15 protein-coding genes are annotated in these 15,334 nt (G+C 49.0%); 7 read left to right on the top strand and 8 right to left on the bottom strand.

What is annotated here, in order from left to right; all coding sequences use genetic code 11:
* Positions 1 to 64 precede the first annotated feature (64 nt).
* Complete coding sequence (gene pstC, locus BBG47_RS17870; protein WP_065292828.1) at positions 65 to 1,018, top strand: phosphate ABC transporter permease subunit PstC; 954 nt, start codon at positions 65 to 67, stop codon at positions 1,016 to 1,018.
* The gene (pstA, locus tag BBG47_RS17875; RefSeq protein ID WP_021254764.1) at positions 1,015 to 1,896 is read left to right on the top strand and encodes a phosphate ABC transporter permease PstA; all 882 of its coding nucleotides are present in this window, start codon (positions 1,015 to 1,017) and stop codon (positions 1,894 to 1,896) included. The genes pstC and pstA overlap by 4 nt, the downstream gene beginning before the upstream one ends.
* 147 nt (positions 1,897 to 2,043) lie before the next feature.
* Here the strand turns inward: pstA and BBG47_RS17880 are convergent, their stop codons facing one another.
* The gene (locus tag BBG47_RS17880) at positions 2,044 to 2,670 is read right to left on the bottom strand and encodes a nitroreductase family protein (protein WP_065292829.1); all 627 of its coding nucleotides are present in this window, start codon (positions 2,668 to 2,670) and stop codon (positions 2,044 to 2,046) included.
* A 258-nt stretch (positions 2,671 to 2,928) separates the two neighbouring features.
* Positions 2,929 to 3,849, bottom strand: coding sequence for an aldo/keto reductase (locus BBG47_RS17885; RefSeq protein WP_065292843.1), 921 nt, complete (start codon positions 3,847 to 3,849; stop codon positions 2,929 to 2,931).
* Positions 3,850 to 4,099: 250 nt separating this feature from the next.
* Between BBG47_RS17885 and BBG47_RS17890 the strand changes: the two genes are divergently transcribed.
* Positions 4,100 to 5,059, top strand: coding sequence for an MraY family glycosyltransferase (locus BBG47_RS17890; RefSeq protein ID WP_065292830.1), 960 nt, complete (start codon positions 4,100 to 4,102; stop codon positions 5,057 to 5,059).
* A 119-nt stretch (positions 5,060 to 5,178) separates the two neighbouring features.
* Here the strand turns inward: BBG47_RS17890 and maa are convergent, their stop codons facing one another.
* Entirely contained in the window at positions 5,179 to 5,802 is a 624-nt protein-coding gene (gene maa, locus BBG47_RS17895) for a maltose O-acetyltransferase (RefSeq protein ID WP_065292831.1), read from the bottom strand.
* Between the two features lie 166 nt (positions 5,803 to 5,968).
* Between maa and BBG47_RS17900 the strand changes: the two genes are divergently transcribed.
* The 3 genes from BBG47_RS17900 to BBG47_RS17910 all read left to right on the top strand — a co-directional run bounded on the left by BBG47_RS17900 (position 5,969) and on the right by BBG47_RS17910 (position 8,462).
* Complete coding sequence (locus BBG47_RS17900; RefSeq protein WP_065292832.1) at positions 5,969 to 6,634, top strand: tetratricopeptide repeat protein; 666 nt, start codon at positions 5,969 to 5,971, stop codon at positions 6,632 to 6,634.
* Between the two features lie 330 nt (positions 6,635 to 6,964).
* Positions 6,965 to 7,930 (top strand): copper amine oxidase N-terminal domain-containing protein, encoded by a 966-nt coding sequence (locus BBG47_RS17905; RefSeq protein WP_065292833.1) that lies wholly within the window; start codon positions 6,965 to 6,967, stop codon positions 7,928 to 7,930.
* Between the two features lie 13 nt (positions 7,931 to 7,943).
* Positions 7,944 to 8,462 carry a VanZ family protein gene (locus BBG47_RS17910; RefSeq protein WP_021254757.1) on the top strand — a complete coding sequence of 173 codons (519 nt, stop codon included), beginning with the start codon at positions 7,944 to 7,946 and terminating at the stop codon, positions 8,460 to 8,462.
* A gap of 53 nt (positions 8,463 to 8,515) precedes the next feature.
* Here BBG47_RS17910 and serS read toward each other — a convergent pair whose 3' ends face one another.
* From serS to BBG47_RS17935, 5 genes are all read right to left on the bottom strand, one after another.
* Complete coding sequence (gene serS / locus BBG47_RS17915) at positions 8,516 to 9,799, bottom strand: serine--tRNA ligase (protein WP_065292834.1); 1,284 nt, start codon at positions 9,797 to 9,799, stop codon at positions 8,516 to 8,518.
* A gap of 321 nt (positions 9,800 to 10,120) precedes the next feature.
* The gene (locus tag BBG47_RS17920) at positions 10,121 to 10,597 is read right to left on the bottom strand and encodes a MarR family winged helix-turn-helix transcriptional regulator (protein WP_083189416.1); all 477 of its coding nucleotides are present in this window, start codon (positions 10,595 to 10,597) and stop codon (positions 10,121 to 10,123) included.
* Between the two features lie 21 nt (positions 10,598 to 10,618).
* Entirely contained in the window at positions 10,619 to 11,098 is a 480-nt protein-coding gene (locus BBG47_RS17925) for a glutathione peroxidase (RefSeq protein WP_021254754.1), read from the bottom strand.
* 374 nt (positions 11,099 to 11,472) lie between these two features.
* Positions 11,473 to 12,198 (bottom strand): TraX family protein, encoded by a 726-nt coding sequence (locus tag BBG47_RS17930; protein ID WP_065292835.1) that lies wholly within the window; start codon positions 12,196 to 12,198, stop codon positions 11,473 to 11,475.
* A 98-nt stretch (positions 12,199 to 12,296) separates the two neighbouring features.
* Positions 12,297 to 13,028 carry a TraX family protein gene (locus tag BBG47_RS17935; RefSeq protein ID WP_065292836.1) on the bottom strand — a complete coding sequence of 244 codons (732 nt, stop codon included), beginning with the start codon at positions 13,026 to 13,028 and terminating at the stop codon, positions 12,297 to 12,299.
* Between the two features lie 134 nt (positions 13,029 to 13,162).
* Here BBG47_RS17935 and BBG47_RS17940 point away from each other — a divergent pair, with 134 nt between their 5' ends.
* Entirely contained in the window at positions 13,163 to 15,310 is a 2,148-nt protein-coding gene (locus tag BBG47_RS17940) for a DNA topoisomerase III (protein WP_065292837.1), read from the top strand.
* Positions 15,311 to 15,334 lie beyond the last annotated feature (24 nt).

A 15,334-nucleotide genomic window follows, 5' to 3' on the forward strand; every position in this document is an offset into this window, starting at 1 on the left:
AGAGATTTCATTCACGGCCAGCCCTCAGGAAGACGGGGGCTGGTTGTTCTATGGGGGAACGAGAATGAGCACGCCTGTTCAAGAGCTGGCACCGGTAGCCGGAGCCAATATCCTAACTACATCCAAGAAAAGCCGGTTCGATCGTTATGCACGGGTACGATTTACGAACCGCCTGTTCCAGTACTTATTCCTGCTGTGCATTTTAGCTTTATGTGTTGTGCTCGGACTGGTCATCTTCTTCATTGGCAAGACGGGAATCTTGACCTTCCGCGACATCTCGCTGTCAGATTTCTTCTTATCACTTGATTGGACGCCGGAAGATGGGAAATTCGGGGCCGGTGCATTTATCATTAACACGCTGCTATTAACAGGGCTAACCCTGGTGATTGCCGTTCCTATTTCTGTTGGTATGGCCGTTCTGCTTGTGGAGATTTCTCCAATGTGGTTCAAAAGGTTTGTACGACCAGTGCTCGACTTGCTGGTTGGGATTCCTTCCATTGTATATGGTTATCTTGGGTTGACAGTTTTAATACCACTTATTCGTGAATGGACAGGGGAGAACTTGGGAGACGGCTTGCTGGCAGCCGCGCTCGTTCTATCCCTTATGATATTGCCGACCATATGTCGGGTCAGTGACGAAGCGATTGCAGCCGTACCGAAGAAATATCGGGAAGCGGCTTATGCGCTAGGCTCCACCCGCTTGCAGGTCATTATGAGAGTTGTACTCCCGGCTGCGAAGCGGGGGATTGTTGCAGCAATTATTCTGGGTATGACCCGTGCAATTGGAGAAACGATGGCCGTTGTTATGGTTATCGGGAACACGGCACAGCTTGCCGATTCGTTGTTCACGCCAACTGCGGTTCTTACGAGCAACATCGTCATGCAAATCTCGAACGTGGAGTTCGATTCAACATGGAACTACGCGCTTCATATGATGGCATTCCTGCTTCTGCTCATCTCCTTCCTGCTGATTGTCGTTATTCGCTTCATTAGCAAGAGAGGGGGCGCTCGCGCATGAGTTCGTTCACAGCAAGCGGCCAAAACAATCGCGCCAAGCTGTACAATCAGGTGGCTACAGGGCTGTTCTATGCGTTAGGAATAGCGGTGCTGATGCTGATCTTCTGGCTGCTGTACACCATATTGAGCAAGGGGCTGCCAGGCATCACCTTGGAATTCTTAATGAAGGTTCCGGAAGAGATGGATGCGGGGGGCGGTATCGGCACTGTATTGTTCAACTCGTTCTACATCTTGATCTTGTCCTTGCTAATCTCCGTTCCAATTGGAGTTGGGGCAGGTATCTATATGGCGGAATATGCGCCTGCAAATCGCTTTACAGAAGGGCTTCGCATGTGCGTGGAATCCTTATCATCCGTTCCTTCGATTGTGTTCGGCTTGCTTGGACTCGCAATCTTTGCAGAGTACTTCCAAATTGGACTTACAATACTAGGCGGGGCAGTAAGCTTGGCATTCCTTAACCTGCCTATGCTGTGCCGCGTTACGGAAGAGGCGATCCGCGATGTGCCGGTCGATCTGCGCAATGCAGCCTATGCACTTGGCACAACGAAGTTCCAGACGATTCGGACAGTAGTTCTTCCTGTAGCACTTCAAGCGATTATTACGGGCATATGCTTGGTAGCTGGTCGTGCATTTGGTGAATCAGCGGTTATTATTCTTACTGCGGGCTTGAGTACTTCCGGAGAGATGTGGGACTTCAATCTGTTCTCCCCGGGCGAAACACTTGCCGTTCATCTCTGGTATGTGCAATCCGAGGCAATTGTAGAGGATGCTAGTCAGATTGCCGATAAGGCAGCAGCGGTGCTCGTCTTCGTCGTCTTATTCATCAATCTCGTGTTCCGCATTCCACTCTGGTTCAATAATCGCAAATTGAAAAAGTAAGTCCATTCATCATCCCATGTGGAAGAGCCAATAGGCTCTCCTGCATGGGATTGTTATCGTGTTGGTCGTCCACAACAATCGCAAACCTAAAAAAGCTTCCCGAGATGGCTTGTTTCGGGAAGCTTTCTTCATTATGGATTTGGAAGCTTAGAAAGATTGGAATGTAACGAATTCGTGACTAGGCTTCCGATATCCGCGTGGGCGCTGGCTGGACGTATCTTCCTTGCCAATGGTGATCATCATAACGGGGACGAGATGATCAGGGACGTTGAGCGCACTGCGAACCTTATCCGGATCATAGCCAATCATCGGGCAAGTGTCCCAGCCCTTATCCTTGGCAATAAGCATGAGCTGCATGGCAGAGAGGCTGGCATTGCGTACGGCATCTTCGTGACGGAAGGACTCCCCGCGATTGAGATAAAAATCCGTCGTACTGCTTACGATTTGATCATATTCCTGTTGGCTGATGACACCAAGATTGAGCAGCCCCTCATTCATGGCGGCAACATGTTTATAGGCATCCATATCACCGAGTACAACTATGACAGCCGATGCGGTCAACACTTTATATTGTTTGAATGCAGCCTCGTACAGCATATTCATTTTGTCTTTATCCGTAACTGCCACATAATGTGTATGTTGCAGATTGAAGGCGGATGGAGCGAACTTCGTGAGCGAGAACATTTCGGTAAGTTCCTTTTCCGAGATTTCGACATCCTTCAAGAACTTGTTCGCGGAACGTCTTTGTTTAACGATCGTTTCTACATCGTGCATATGTATCATCTCCTGGTTCATTTATCGTCCGTTAAATTGGTAGTAAAAGAATCATATCATATTAACTATAATAAAGTAAGTAATTTACGAAAAAATATTAAAATTATCACACATTTTGTTGAACTTCCTAAACATCGGCAAGCTGTAGAAAGCGAAGAGAGGCACATCTTAATGCGCAAAAAACGAGAGGCATGCATGCCTCTCGTCTGCTGATGCCGCACTATTCGCGGATGCGGATGGTACAGGGTATTGGCGAAATTAGTTCTGCCAGAGCTGCGGATGATCCGCAGTTACGAGTCGTGCAGCTCTCGCATTGGCCTCGACTTGGGCTTCGTTCTTGCAGCCTGGAATGACGCTTGTAACCGCGTCATGACGCAAGCACCAAGCGAGCGCCCACTCTGCCAAGCTTACTCCTTCAGGTACCTCGGTCTGTCGAATGTACTCGGCTTGCTGCAGACGGTCATCAATGAACTGCTGCTCATGGCGATGCCGTACATCATTGTCGGCGAAGGATGTGCCTGGCTTGTATTTGCCGCTTAACAAGCCGCTAGCGAGTGGAACACGTGCTAGAACGCCCAGGTTCTGATGAGTGCAGGAAGGGAACACATCCTGCTCGGGGCCTCGATCAAGTCGGTTATAGACGACTTGAATGACGCTTGCGCCTATATCGGCTGCATTGGTAGTCTGATGCATACTGTTGCTTTTGTTCAAGGATAGACCGATATGGCGAATTTTACCCGCTTCCTTTTGCTTGTCCAGCATGGTCCAGAGCGCGTCATTGTTGAACGCCTCGTCATCGCCCGAATGGAATTGGTATAAATCGATGTACTCGGTCTTGAGTGCACGCAAGGAATCATCAAGCTGCTTCAACACTTCTGGCGCGCCATATTGATTTGTCCGATTCAAGTGGGAATGGAATTGATGTCCGAACTTCGTTGCCACGACCCAATCCTCGCGGTTGTCCCGGCTTAAGTAATCCCCAATGAATGATTCAGACAAGTGGTCTCCGTAGCATTCAGCCGTGTCAATGAAGTTAATGCCAAGATCTTTCGCTTTATGTAGGATACGATCAACTTCTGATTGGGTATAATCATGTCCCCATTCCCCGCCGAATTGCCAAGTACCTACGCCGATAACCGACACCTTCATTCCTGTCTTGCCCAGTTTGCGATATTGCAGAAGACTCACACCTTTCTATATTGTTCACATATTAACTTTAGGGTTGATGTGTATGCTGCTTACCGTAATGATAGCACAGGAAGTTGTGCCAAGCCTATAAACGGGAGTTTTCGGTGTGACAGGACCTAGATAAAAAAAATTTAATTTCAATATCCGCTATTATTCGTGATAATATGAGTTATAGTTGCAAAGTATGTTTCAGTAAGATCACTGATTATGTCTGATTAACGCATGATTACAGGAGGAAGGTATGTATTATTTATTAGCTTTTCTGATCTCTTCATGTATCGTGATGTTTTTGATACCTCCACTGCGCAAGCTTGCATTCCGCATTGATTTTGTAGACAAGCCCATGCCGGATAATGAACGGAAAATTCATCGGGAGCCGATCCCTCTTACGGCGAGCATTGCCATATTTATCGCATTTATTGTAGCCTATGTTATTTTTGTCCGGAATTCTGCGATCGAGTCCATCGCGATTATTAGCGGAGGGCTGTTGATTCTTGCAATCGGCACCGTTGATGATTGGTACAAGACGCATGGCAAGGAATTTCCAGCACTGCCGAAGCTGCTCGTGCAAATATGCGCAGCAGTTATCGTATATCTATCAGGAATTACCTTCGAAGGCTTTACGAACCCATTCACGCATGAGTTCGTAAACTTGCCTGCATGGCTGCAGTGCATCTTGACTGTGATGTGGATCTTCGGTGTAACAACCGTGATTAACTTCTCGGATGGAATGGATGGTCTGGCAGGTGGATTAACAGCGATATCAGGTGGAACTTTGTTCGCAGTAGCACTTGCGCAAGGGCAGAATGTATCTGCGATGATGGCCATTATTCTCGTGGGAGCATCCATTGGCTATTTGCGATTTAACAAGCCGCCGGCGAAGGTGTTCATGGGGGATGCAGGTGCGACATTCTTAGGTTTTATTCTCGGCGTAATTGCCTTGGATGGTGCCTTCAAGCAGGCGACCGTATTGTCCTTGTTCATTCCGATTTTGGCCTTAGGTGTTCCGATTCTTGATAACGTATTCGTTGTCATCCGTCGGATGCTGAATGGCCAGCCTGTTTACAAAGCCGATGCTACGCAAGCTCATTACCGGCTGTTGGCAGGAGGTCTGAATCAGAAGCAGGTAGTGGCCGTGTTGTGCTTAGTCAATCTGTGCTTCGGATTAACGTCCATTATTTTGACGCTGCTTCAGGTATAAGACAATTCATACATGATGACAGAGAGCCTTTCCGTTCAGGAAAGGCTCTTTTTGCGATTTTAGCAAATGGGTTGCTGGTAAGGGGGATTTATCCTTTATCGGAGCGTCCATATGTCCCATTACAAAGCAATGAAGGCCTCGAACTTTACTGGTTCGGAGCCTGTTCTATCATCGTGCAAGACTTCAATATGCTTAATAATTCGTGCAGGGTTGCCAGCGACGACAACGTTGTCTGGTACATCCTTCGTAACCACTGCACCGGATGCCACAACAACATTATTGCCGATATTGACGCCTGGATTAATGACCGCGCGACCGCCAATCCATACGCGATCTCCAATTGTAACTGGCTTGCCGAATTCAACGCCGGAGATTCGCTCCATGGGATCCAATGGGTGAGTCGCTGTATAGATATGAACGCCTGGTGCGAGGAAGCAGTTGTCCCCAATGTGAATCTCGCATACATCCAGCATTACACAGTCGAAGTTCGCATAGAATCCTTTGCCAAGATAAATGTTATAGCCATAATCGCAGCGGAAGGTAGGTTCAATGTATGCGCCTTCACCAACGGCACCGAATAACTTTTGAAGTATTTCTGTTCGTTCGCTATAGTCTGTTTCGATCGTTTGGTTGTACATGCGGGTTAGGCGTCTCGCTTGTTCACGATCTCTAACTAGCTCTTCATCTGCGGCCATATACATGTCGCCTGCTATCATTTTTTCTTTCTCTGTACGTATGATCATCATGTGTAGCTCCTCTCCATATCCCTGTAATAAGCAGGGGGTGTTGTGTAATACCGTTATTATCGAGGGTGACAGCATCATTTGCAAGGAAGAGAATCTATTCTATTTTTGGTGACCCAAAATATGGTATGATAGTTGCATCCTTAGTAGAGGGTGTGAAACAACGTTGAGTAAATTACTAGCCTTCGGAATGCTTACTTGGCTGCTTGGCAATCCATTTCTTGCGATCATCGTATTGCTAATGATTGTATACTTCGTTGATCGGCAGTTCATTGGATTATCCCCGAGTATCTTCCAACCGCTTAAGAGATGGAGTCGGACTTCGAAGCTCCGGCAGCAGCTGGTGGCGAATCCCCACGATGTATCATCCAAGCATGAACTAGCAAGGCTGCTGATGGAACGCAAACGCTATCGTGAAGCGCGCGAATATCTCGAACCATTGCAGGAGCGAATGGAGCAATCAGCAGAGTATTGGGATGATCTAGGAACCTGCTATTTACATACAGGGGACAACGAATTGGGAGAAGCGGCTATTGTTCGCGCATTAGAATTGAATCCCCGAGTTAAATACGGGCAGCCCTATTTGCGGCTTGCTGCGATATATTCCAATGCGGATAAGGCGAAGGCTGTAGCTTACTTGCAGTCTTTTCAAGATATTCACGCTTCCTCTTGCGAAGCTTACTATCGGCTTGGTGTGTTGTATGAGCAGATGGGGCAGAAGGAAGATGCGAAGAAGGCATGGGAAGAGGGTATCCATATTTACCGGGGACTGCCTCGATATATGAAGCGCAAGGAACGCAAATGGATGCTGCGATGTGCAATGAAGAAATAGCAAGCATGGCACATGAACGATAGTGGTATGAATAACAAATTATGTTCGAACTAGCTCTGTCGAATGACAGAGCTTTTTTGGCGATGTGCTATGCAGATTTCGTTCGAAGGACATAAGCATACTATCATTGCTAGGTCATCAGAAGAAATTGAACAGTGATTGTTCATTTGCATGCTTCCTTGCAAGACATTAAATGTTGCTAACATAGTAAGGATTGTAGCCTAATTATCCTCGTCTTTCGTCGAAATTTGAAACTTTTTCTAGCAGGGATATGTCTAAAGAAGTAGAATCCCTAAGGAAAGTAAAGATTGTGAAAGGAGCGGAACGAATATGAGAAAGTGGCTGCTCATCATGATAAGCATGTTGGTATGGTTCGGTTCCTCAATGCAGGCACAGGCCGAACAAGCAGCACCATCCGCTAAACAGCAGACGAAGGTGTACTTCAATGGATACGATATAACGGAGTGGCGATGGGATCAGCAGCATATCGTCGTTCCGCTGTTTGCATTTGATGATTATAGCTATTTCATTCAGGATGGCAATAAAGGCATGCAGGATATCACCTACAAATGGGATTCAGCTGCCAAAACGGTATGGGTATACTCTGCCGATAAATCACGTACGATTAAGCTGGTTGCGGAACAGCCTATCGCTTGGGTAAATGGGAAAAAGGTGGCGCTTGATGCCCCTGTTCGAATAATAGAGGGCCATACTTATGTGCCGCTGCGATTCATTAGTGAAGCGCTCGGTGGCAAGGTCAAATGGGATGTGAAGAAGAGGGCCGCCATCATTCGCACACCGGAGCGGGTGAAGCGTGACGAGTTGATACGGGCGGGAGACCTGGAAACAGCCCGACAGGAAGCGCTGCGTCTGCCGCTTGTCTATCCGAACCGGGAGATCAAGCCGCGGTCAGAAGGTTTCGAGGCGAACATTGTGTTCCCAGAAGGGGAGGCGCTTCGCTACCGCTATCATATTAAGGATGTTACAAGCATCATTGCGATTTCAGAGGACGGATTGGCCGAGGTCATATGGCAGGGGAGAACGGGTACGACTGCGGATAAGGTTATTGAAGAAATCGGAAGCAAGCCAGACTTCGGCTCAGCGATGGTATACTTCCGTCATTCCTTCCCCGTAGAGGATTTCGTTACATATGGTAAAATAGACGCGCAAGGCCGTTCGACGGAGCTTGGCAAGTTCGAGGTGAAGATGAAGCTGCGATCAAATGCCGACGCAGTAATGTCTATTCGAGGAGAGAAGCGGACGGATGTGCGACCTCTTCTGGAGGAGCGCATGTAAGGAAGGAGTACACATGAAGGTACGGAATAAGAAAATGGTATGGTGGCTGGTTGCCACAGCAGCATGGATGGCTTTTATTTTCTATAAGTCTTCCCAGACGTATGCAGACCAAGATCTACGGCCGACTCTCGCGGCCTGGCTGCCGCTGCCGATACTGGAGCAGTGGCTGCCGCATATTGAGTTTACGTATGATGGAGGCTTGGTGACTTGGAAGCAGCCTTATGATTTTGTGGAGTTTTTCATTCGCAAGGGAGCACATGTAACGGAATACGCGATATTAGCTTTTCTTGTCATTCGAACATTGCTCGCTATGAGATGGGAACGTTGGATGGCCATTGTTATTGGCGCCGTCATTTCTATAGCATATGCAGCATCCGATGAGTGGCATCAGAGCTTTGTCCCGAATCGAACCGGACATGCGATTGACGTCGCGGTAGACTCGATTGGGGTTGTGCTCGTCGTGCTGTTGTTCCTCATCGCAGGCTTGTTCAGCCGCCGCAAGGGGAAGGGAAGAGGGCTGCATTTTCCATAAAGCTAAGGAAGCAAGGCCGCTGGAGGTATGATCTCCAGCGGCCTTCTTGTAATTTATTGCGGCTTGATTACTTCCATACCACGCATATACGGCTGAAGGGCTTTTGGAATGCGAATGGATCCATCAGCCTGCTGATGATTCTCCAGCAGTGGGATAAGAATGCGTGGGCTGGCTACTGCTGTATTGTTCAGCGTATGACAATATTGGAGATCTCCCGCTTCGTCGCGATAGCGAATGTTGCAGCGGCGAGCTTGGAAATCTAGCAAGTTCGATGCAGAATGTGTCTCTCCATATTGATGACGTGACGGCATCCATGTCTCGATATCATATTGCTTATGCGTCTTCTGCGACATATCCCCGGTACATACCGCCATTACACGGTAAGGAAGTTCCAACGCTTGCAGGATGGCTTCCGAGTAGCCTACCATTTCCTCCAACAGCTGATTCGACATCTCGGCATCATTCGGTGCAATGATGACTTGCTCAACCTTTGCAAATTGATGGACGCGATATAGGCCGCGAACATCTCGGCCCGCGGAGCCTACCTCGCGCCGGAAGCAGGCAGATACGCCAGCCATGCGAATCGGCTCGGTGACATCTACAATTTCGTTGCTGCAATAGGAGACGAGGCTTACTTCCGATGTGCCGACAAGCCACAGGCCATCCTCCGACAGGGCATAGCATTGATCCTCGCCAAGCGGGAAGAATCCGGTACCGACGAGCGCGTCCTGACGAACCATAAGTGGAACATCCATCACAGTGAACCCATGATCCATGAGCAGGTCGAGTGCGAACTGCTGTACAGCACGATGAAGAAGCAGTCCAGCATTTTTCAGATAGTAGCCGCGAGAGCCTGCCACCTTAACCCCGCGGCGAAGATCGAAGAGGCCCAGCTGCTCGCCAAGCTCGACATGATCAAGCAGTGGGTATTCGAAGCTGGGGATTTCCCCGACCTGCCGCACTTCTATATTATCCTCATCCGAAGCGCCGACCGGAGTATCTGCAGATGTGATGTTCGGCACCAGCAGCTGTAGGCGGCTGAACTGTTGCTCGGCCTCGGTTAGCTTCGCTTCGAATTGTGCGAGCTTGTCGTTGCATTGGCGTACTTGCGCCTTCCATGTGTCAACTTCGTTCTGCTGTTCCCCTAGACGCATCGCTGCTGCGATCCGGGAGGTCAGGGTATTGCGATCCTGTCGCAAGGCATCCGTGTTCTGCAGCAGCTCTCGGCGAAGCTGATCGCATGCAAGCAGTTCCTGAACATTGAAGTCTATTCCTTTTTGTCGAGCTGCCAGCTGCACCTTTTCTGGATGATTGCGAACCCATTTCATATCTAGCATGTGAACCGTCTCCTTTACCGCGAGTGATGTTGTACGAATAGAAATACAAATAGCGCTCCTCATCCGATTGGGACGAGGAGCGCTAGCTCGCGGTGCCACCCAACTTGATCTTCAGCGCTGCAAGTAAGCAGACAGCACACCGGAAGCATGCTGAAGATCCTCTTGGTTCCGCGGTAACGGGCGGTGCCGGTTCACTTAGGGCACGCCGGGCAAGCCGACGCCTTGACGAGAACGCCTCCGAGTTGGATGCTCTTCATTGGCGAATAACCGTATCTAATTTGTTGATATCATTATATAGCATCTTTCCCAAAAGTCAACGCACTATTCGCCCACATGGTTGATAGCTTGCAGATAAGCGGTAAGCTCCTGAAGATTGCGCATCAAGCTGTCAACTGGAATATCGGCGCCAGCCGCCTTGCTGACGAGCTCCGCTGGAATGCAGCTGGCAGCTGACTTCAAGTCACGTCCCTTATTCGTTAAGGTAATGAATACATGCCGCTCGTCCTGTGCTCCCCGCTTCCGCTCAATCAACTGCTGCTGCTCCATCCGCTTGAGCATAGGTGTCAATGTTCCTGAGTCGAGGAACAGCTGCTGGCCAAGCTCCTTCACGGTGACATTGTCTTGCTCCCATAATGCAAGCAGTGTAATGTATTGTGGATAAGTTAGCTCCAGCTTCTCCAGCATAGGCCGATAGAGCTTCGTTACTTCCTTGGATGCTGCGTAGATGGCGAAGCAGAGCTGTTGATCCAGCTTGAGCATGTCGCTAGGCTGCATGGTGTTGTCCGGCTTAGAAGTCATGGTTTCATCTCCTGTTGTGCCTTACAGCAAGGCTTCTATATCTTCCTTCAGCTTAGATGGGGACGTCTGCGGTGCATATCGCTTCACGACAATGCCCTTGCGGTCGATGAGAAACTTCGTGAAGTTCCACTTAATATCAGTGCTTCCCAGCAGACCCTTCTTCTCTGTTACCAAGTGTTGGAACAGTGGTTCTGCATTGTCGCCCTTCACATCTACCTTCGCAAACATAGGGAAGTTGACGCCATAATTCAATTGGCAGAACTCCATCGTCTCCTTCATGTCTCCAAACTCTTGATTGCCGAACTGGTCACAAGGGAACCCGAGAACGACCAACCCTTTGTCCTTATACTGATCATACAATTGCTGAAGCTCAGTAAATTGAGGGGTGAAGCCGCATTTGCTGGCAGTATTGACGATAAGGATCACATGACCTTCATAGCTATCCAACGATGTTACTTCTCCATTAGGCTTCTTAACGGAATAATCATATACCGTAGTCATTATTCGTTCTCTCCTTTGTTGTCATCATTGAGATGAAATGATGAATGGCAGTTTACACGTACATACACGCTTCATTCCTTCAAATCGGTCACGCCAAACATGTGACAGCTGTGAGGGAAGGGATGTGGCATAGTTGTTGTAATAGTTATAGCATGGAACACGAATAAAAGCAATTGTATTTTGCAAAATTAAATTGTGTACAATTTAATAGGGGTGGTGGTACCTCTGATTGTACATCCGCAACAACTGCACACAAGATAGCTGTGCTTTCAAAGGCGATCCAAATGGAAGGTTGCTGTCGTATTTAGGTGAAAAAAACAGGGCAGTCCCGCTCCATGCTGTTCAATAACTATGGAGGAGATAGCCCAATCCCTTTATCCTCGAATGAGCATTCCGATTGTATATAGAATCCAAATATGCGATGGATAGAATACATAGAACATATACTTGGACCACTTGGCATGATAACCACGTGCTCCGTTGTAGAGCAGTATCGGGATAATTGCGAATATCATCATCCACTGGTAGTTCAGGACAAATAAATTGTCATAGGAGAATACTTCTTCAGTTGGGACGCCGAGTGATCCGAGCCCTAGGGAGATAAACAGCATTACGACTACGTATGCGAATGCCATCAGTCCCTTGCGCTCGTGGAACAGGTAGAAGATCAGTGTCATGGCCACACCAAGTATGAATGCTTCTGTAATTGATCCGCCCAAAATAGTAAGAATGATGTACAGGGTTCCTAGCGTATAGTTGCGAGTCTGTTTCGTCCATTCGATAGCAGTTAGAAGAAGAAGCGCCAGCAGCAGGGATAAGAAGATATTGTTCATGATGCTGATAGACTCACTTGGCAGGGCGAGTGTAAGCAGTGTGCTGCCAAGCTTGGTAATGACCGCCCATGTAAATAAGCGGAGGATGTATTTGCCTCGGTTCCGTGTGTGGAAGAAGCCTTCTACGATGAAGTAGAAGAAGATAGGAGCGACTATGCGGCCGAGCCATCCGAACCATATAGGCATGTCCGGCAGAAACTGCTTCATATGGTCAAGTAGCATAAGCGTTATGCCGAGCAGTTTTAATTTGAAACCATCCAAACGCACATTGAATCCTCCAATTCTATTCTGATGTTGTTGTTCGTAGGTGCCAGCTTAATTCGCTGTAGAATGGGAGCTAGTCAGCGTTGGCTCATAGATTTCCTTCATTCAAACATAATACTGCCTGCATACAGGATCCAGATATGGAGCGGGTAATACAAGTAGAATCCATATCTGGCCCACATGGACTGATACCCGCGGCGGTGATTGTATAACCCAATGGGAATAATGGCGAATACCATCATCCACTGCGAATAGGTCCACAAGCTATATTCTTCGACCCACATCGCTGTCTCACCGTAAATGAACATATCGAACAAATCGAGCCCGACTGTGAACACGAGAGACGAGGCGATATATGCAATTGCCATCGCACGCTTGCGTCCACGGAACAAATAGAACACGAGGGTCATGGATACGGCTAGCCAGCTGAATTCGACGCCAACAACCATAGCAGCGGCTACCGCACAACAGAGCATCCATCCTGCAGCACCGGATTCGGAACGCAGCGTCCATTCATAGGATGCCAGTAGGACTAGCGCCCCTAGCATCGATAGAAAAATATTGTTCGGGATCGTACCGCCGGGCAGCAACTGGAGGAGTAATGTGCTTCCGATAGCCATGCAGGCAGCTCCAGCAGCAAGACGGAGCATATAACGCTTCCGATTGCGGGTGTATGTATAGCCTTCGATAAGCAGGAAGAAAAAGATGGGTGCTGATATGCGGCCGAGCCAATGAAAAGCGAGAGGTACGGAGTCCGGAAAGTATGCCTGTATATGATCCAATGTCATGAGCATGGCTGCAAGCAGCTTCAGCTGAAAGGCGTTGAACGACATAACTTTAGTTTCTCCTTTCCCTATATAAGCCATGCAAATTGCTAAACACAACACCCTTATCATATCAGAAGCCAGAAGTCGGTTGAAGGTCATGCTATAATAGGGGCAGCAGAATGAAGGGAAGGAATGGATGTATGAAATCACTCGTACTTGCAGAGAAGCCGTCGGTCGGTCGTGAGATTGCCCGGGTGCTTGGATGCCGCACGTCTCATAAACAATATTTCGAAGGGCCTGACTATGTTGTCACATGGGCATTAGGCCATTTGGTTGGATTGGCGGAGCCAGAAGACTATGATAAGAAGTATCAGACATGGAATCTAGAAGACTTACCGATGATCCCGCAGAAGATGAAGCTAAAGGTGCTGCGGGAGTCGTCTCATCAATTTAAGGTTGTTCAGCAGCTGTGTAAGCGACAGGATATTAAGGAACTGATCGTTGCAACAGATGCCGCCCGGGAAGGAGAACTCTTGGCGCGCTGGGTCATGGAAATGGTGAAGTGGAACAAGCCGTTCCGCCGCCTATGGATCTCGTCGCAGACGGATAAGGCGATTAAGGAAGGATTCCGCCAGCTGAAGCCAGGCAATCAATTCGATCGGCTGTATGAGTCTGCTCGCTGCCGGGCAGAAGCGGATTGGCTGATCGGCTTGAATGTGACTCGCGCCTTAACCTGCAAGTTCGAGACTCCATTATCCGCAGGGCGTGTACAGACGCCAACGCTTGCGATGATGATGTCGCGCGAACAGGAGATTAAGAATTTCCGCTCTGAAGAATATGACACCATTCACGTCGATTGCGGCGGCTTCGAAGCGGTATGGCGCGGTACGAATGGAGATGGCCGCATCTTCAACGAACAGTCGGCGCAGGCAACAGCAGCCAAGCTGCAGAATGGTCGGCAAGCGGTCGTGACGGAACTGAAGAAGTCTACTAAGAGTGAGCCGCACCCGCTCGCTTATGACCTAACGGAACTGCAGCGGGATGCGAACCGCCGTTATGGATTCTCGGCCAAGCAAACCTCGAATGTACTGCAGCGTCTGTATGAGCAGCATAAACTCGTCACGTATCCGCGAACGGACAGCAGGTACTTGTCCTCAGATATGGTCGGTACATTGAAGGAGCGATTGAGCGCGATGGCGATCGGTCCATATGCTGTGGTTGCGAAGTCTCTCATACGCGGCAGTCTGTCTGTTACGAAGCGTATTGTGGACGACAGCAAGGTAACGGATCACCATGCGATCATTCCAACTGATGAGCCGCTGCGGTTGTCAGCATTGTCTACAGATGAGCGCAAGCTGTACGACCTGATCGCGCGGCGTTATCTGGCACTGTTCCTGCCTGCGGCGAAGTACGAGCAAGTCGCAGTTACCATCGAGATTGGCGGCGAACGACTATATGCGAAGGGCCGCACGATGCTGGACAGCGGCTGGCGCCAAGCCTATGAAGGCGATTGGGACGATGCGTCCTCGAATGAGGATCAAGAGCACGACAATCAATCGGCGTGGAATAAGGATCAGCGTCTCCCGAGTTTGACGCAAGGGGAGAAGCTTGCGGTAAAGCGGGTCATGACGCGCAGAGACCGCACCAAGCCGCCGGCACGCTATACGGAAGCGACTTTGCTGACACAGATGGAGAAACACGGCCTGGGTACGCCAGCAACTCGTGCGGATATTATTGAGAAGCTGGTATCTTCGGATACGATTGAGCGCCAAGGAGCTTCACTTCAACCGACTGGCAAGGGAGAGCAGTTGATTCGCCTTACCTCTGAACAACTGCGTTCACCCGAGCTTACTGCACGATGGGAACGGGAGTTGGAGCGCATTGCCCGCGGCGAAGCGCGCACATCATCGTTCATGAATCAGATTCGGGATATGACCGAACAGTTGGTCAAAGAAGTGAAGACGAGCAGCGCCGAGTACAAACCGCATAATTTGACGAACCGTCATTGCCCGGAATGCGGCTCGCGTCTGATGGAACGGAAGTCGAAACGCGGAACACGCCTTATCTGTTCCAGCAAATCTTGTGACTACAAGCGCTCTGACGAGAAGCAGCTATCGAATCGCCGCTGTCCACAGTGCCATAAGAAGATGGAGTTCAAGATCGGCAAGGCAGGCAAGTATGTACAATGTCTCGCATGCAATATTACAGAGAAGCTGGAAGAGGGCGGGGGCAAGGCGCGCAAGCATGAGACACGGAATTTGATTAAGAAATACGAGAAGCAGGAGTCAATCGGAAACAGTCTAGGGGATCTGCTGAAGGCAGCGATGGCGAAGCAGGAGGAGAAGTAAAAGTAAAAGTAAAAGTAAAAGTAA

The organism is Paenibacillus sp. KS1, from assembly GCF_001680695.1.
Taxonomy (GTDB): domain Bacteria; phylum Bacillota; class Bacilli; order Paenibacillales; family Paenibacillaceae; genus Paenibacillus_B; species Paenibacillus_B suaedae.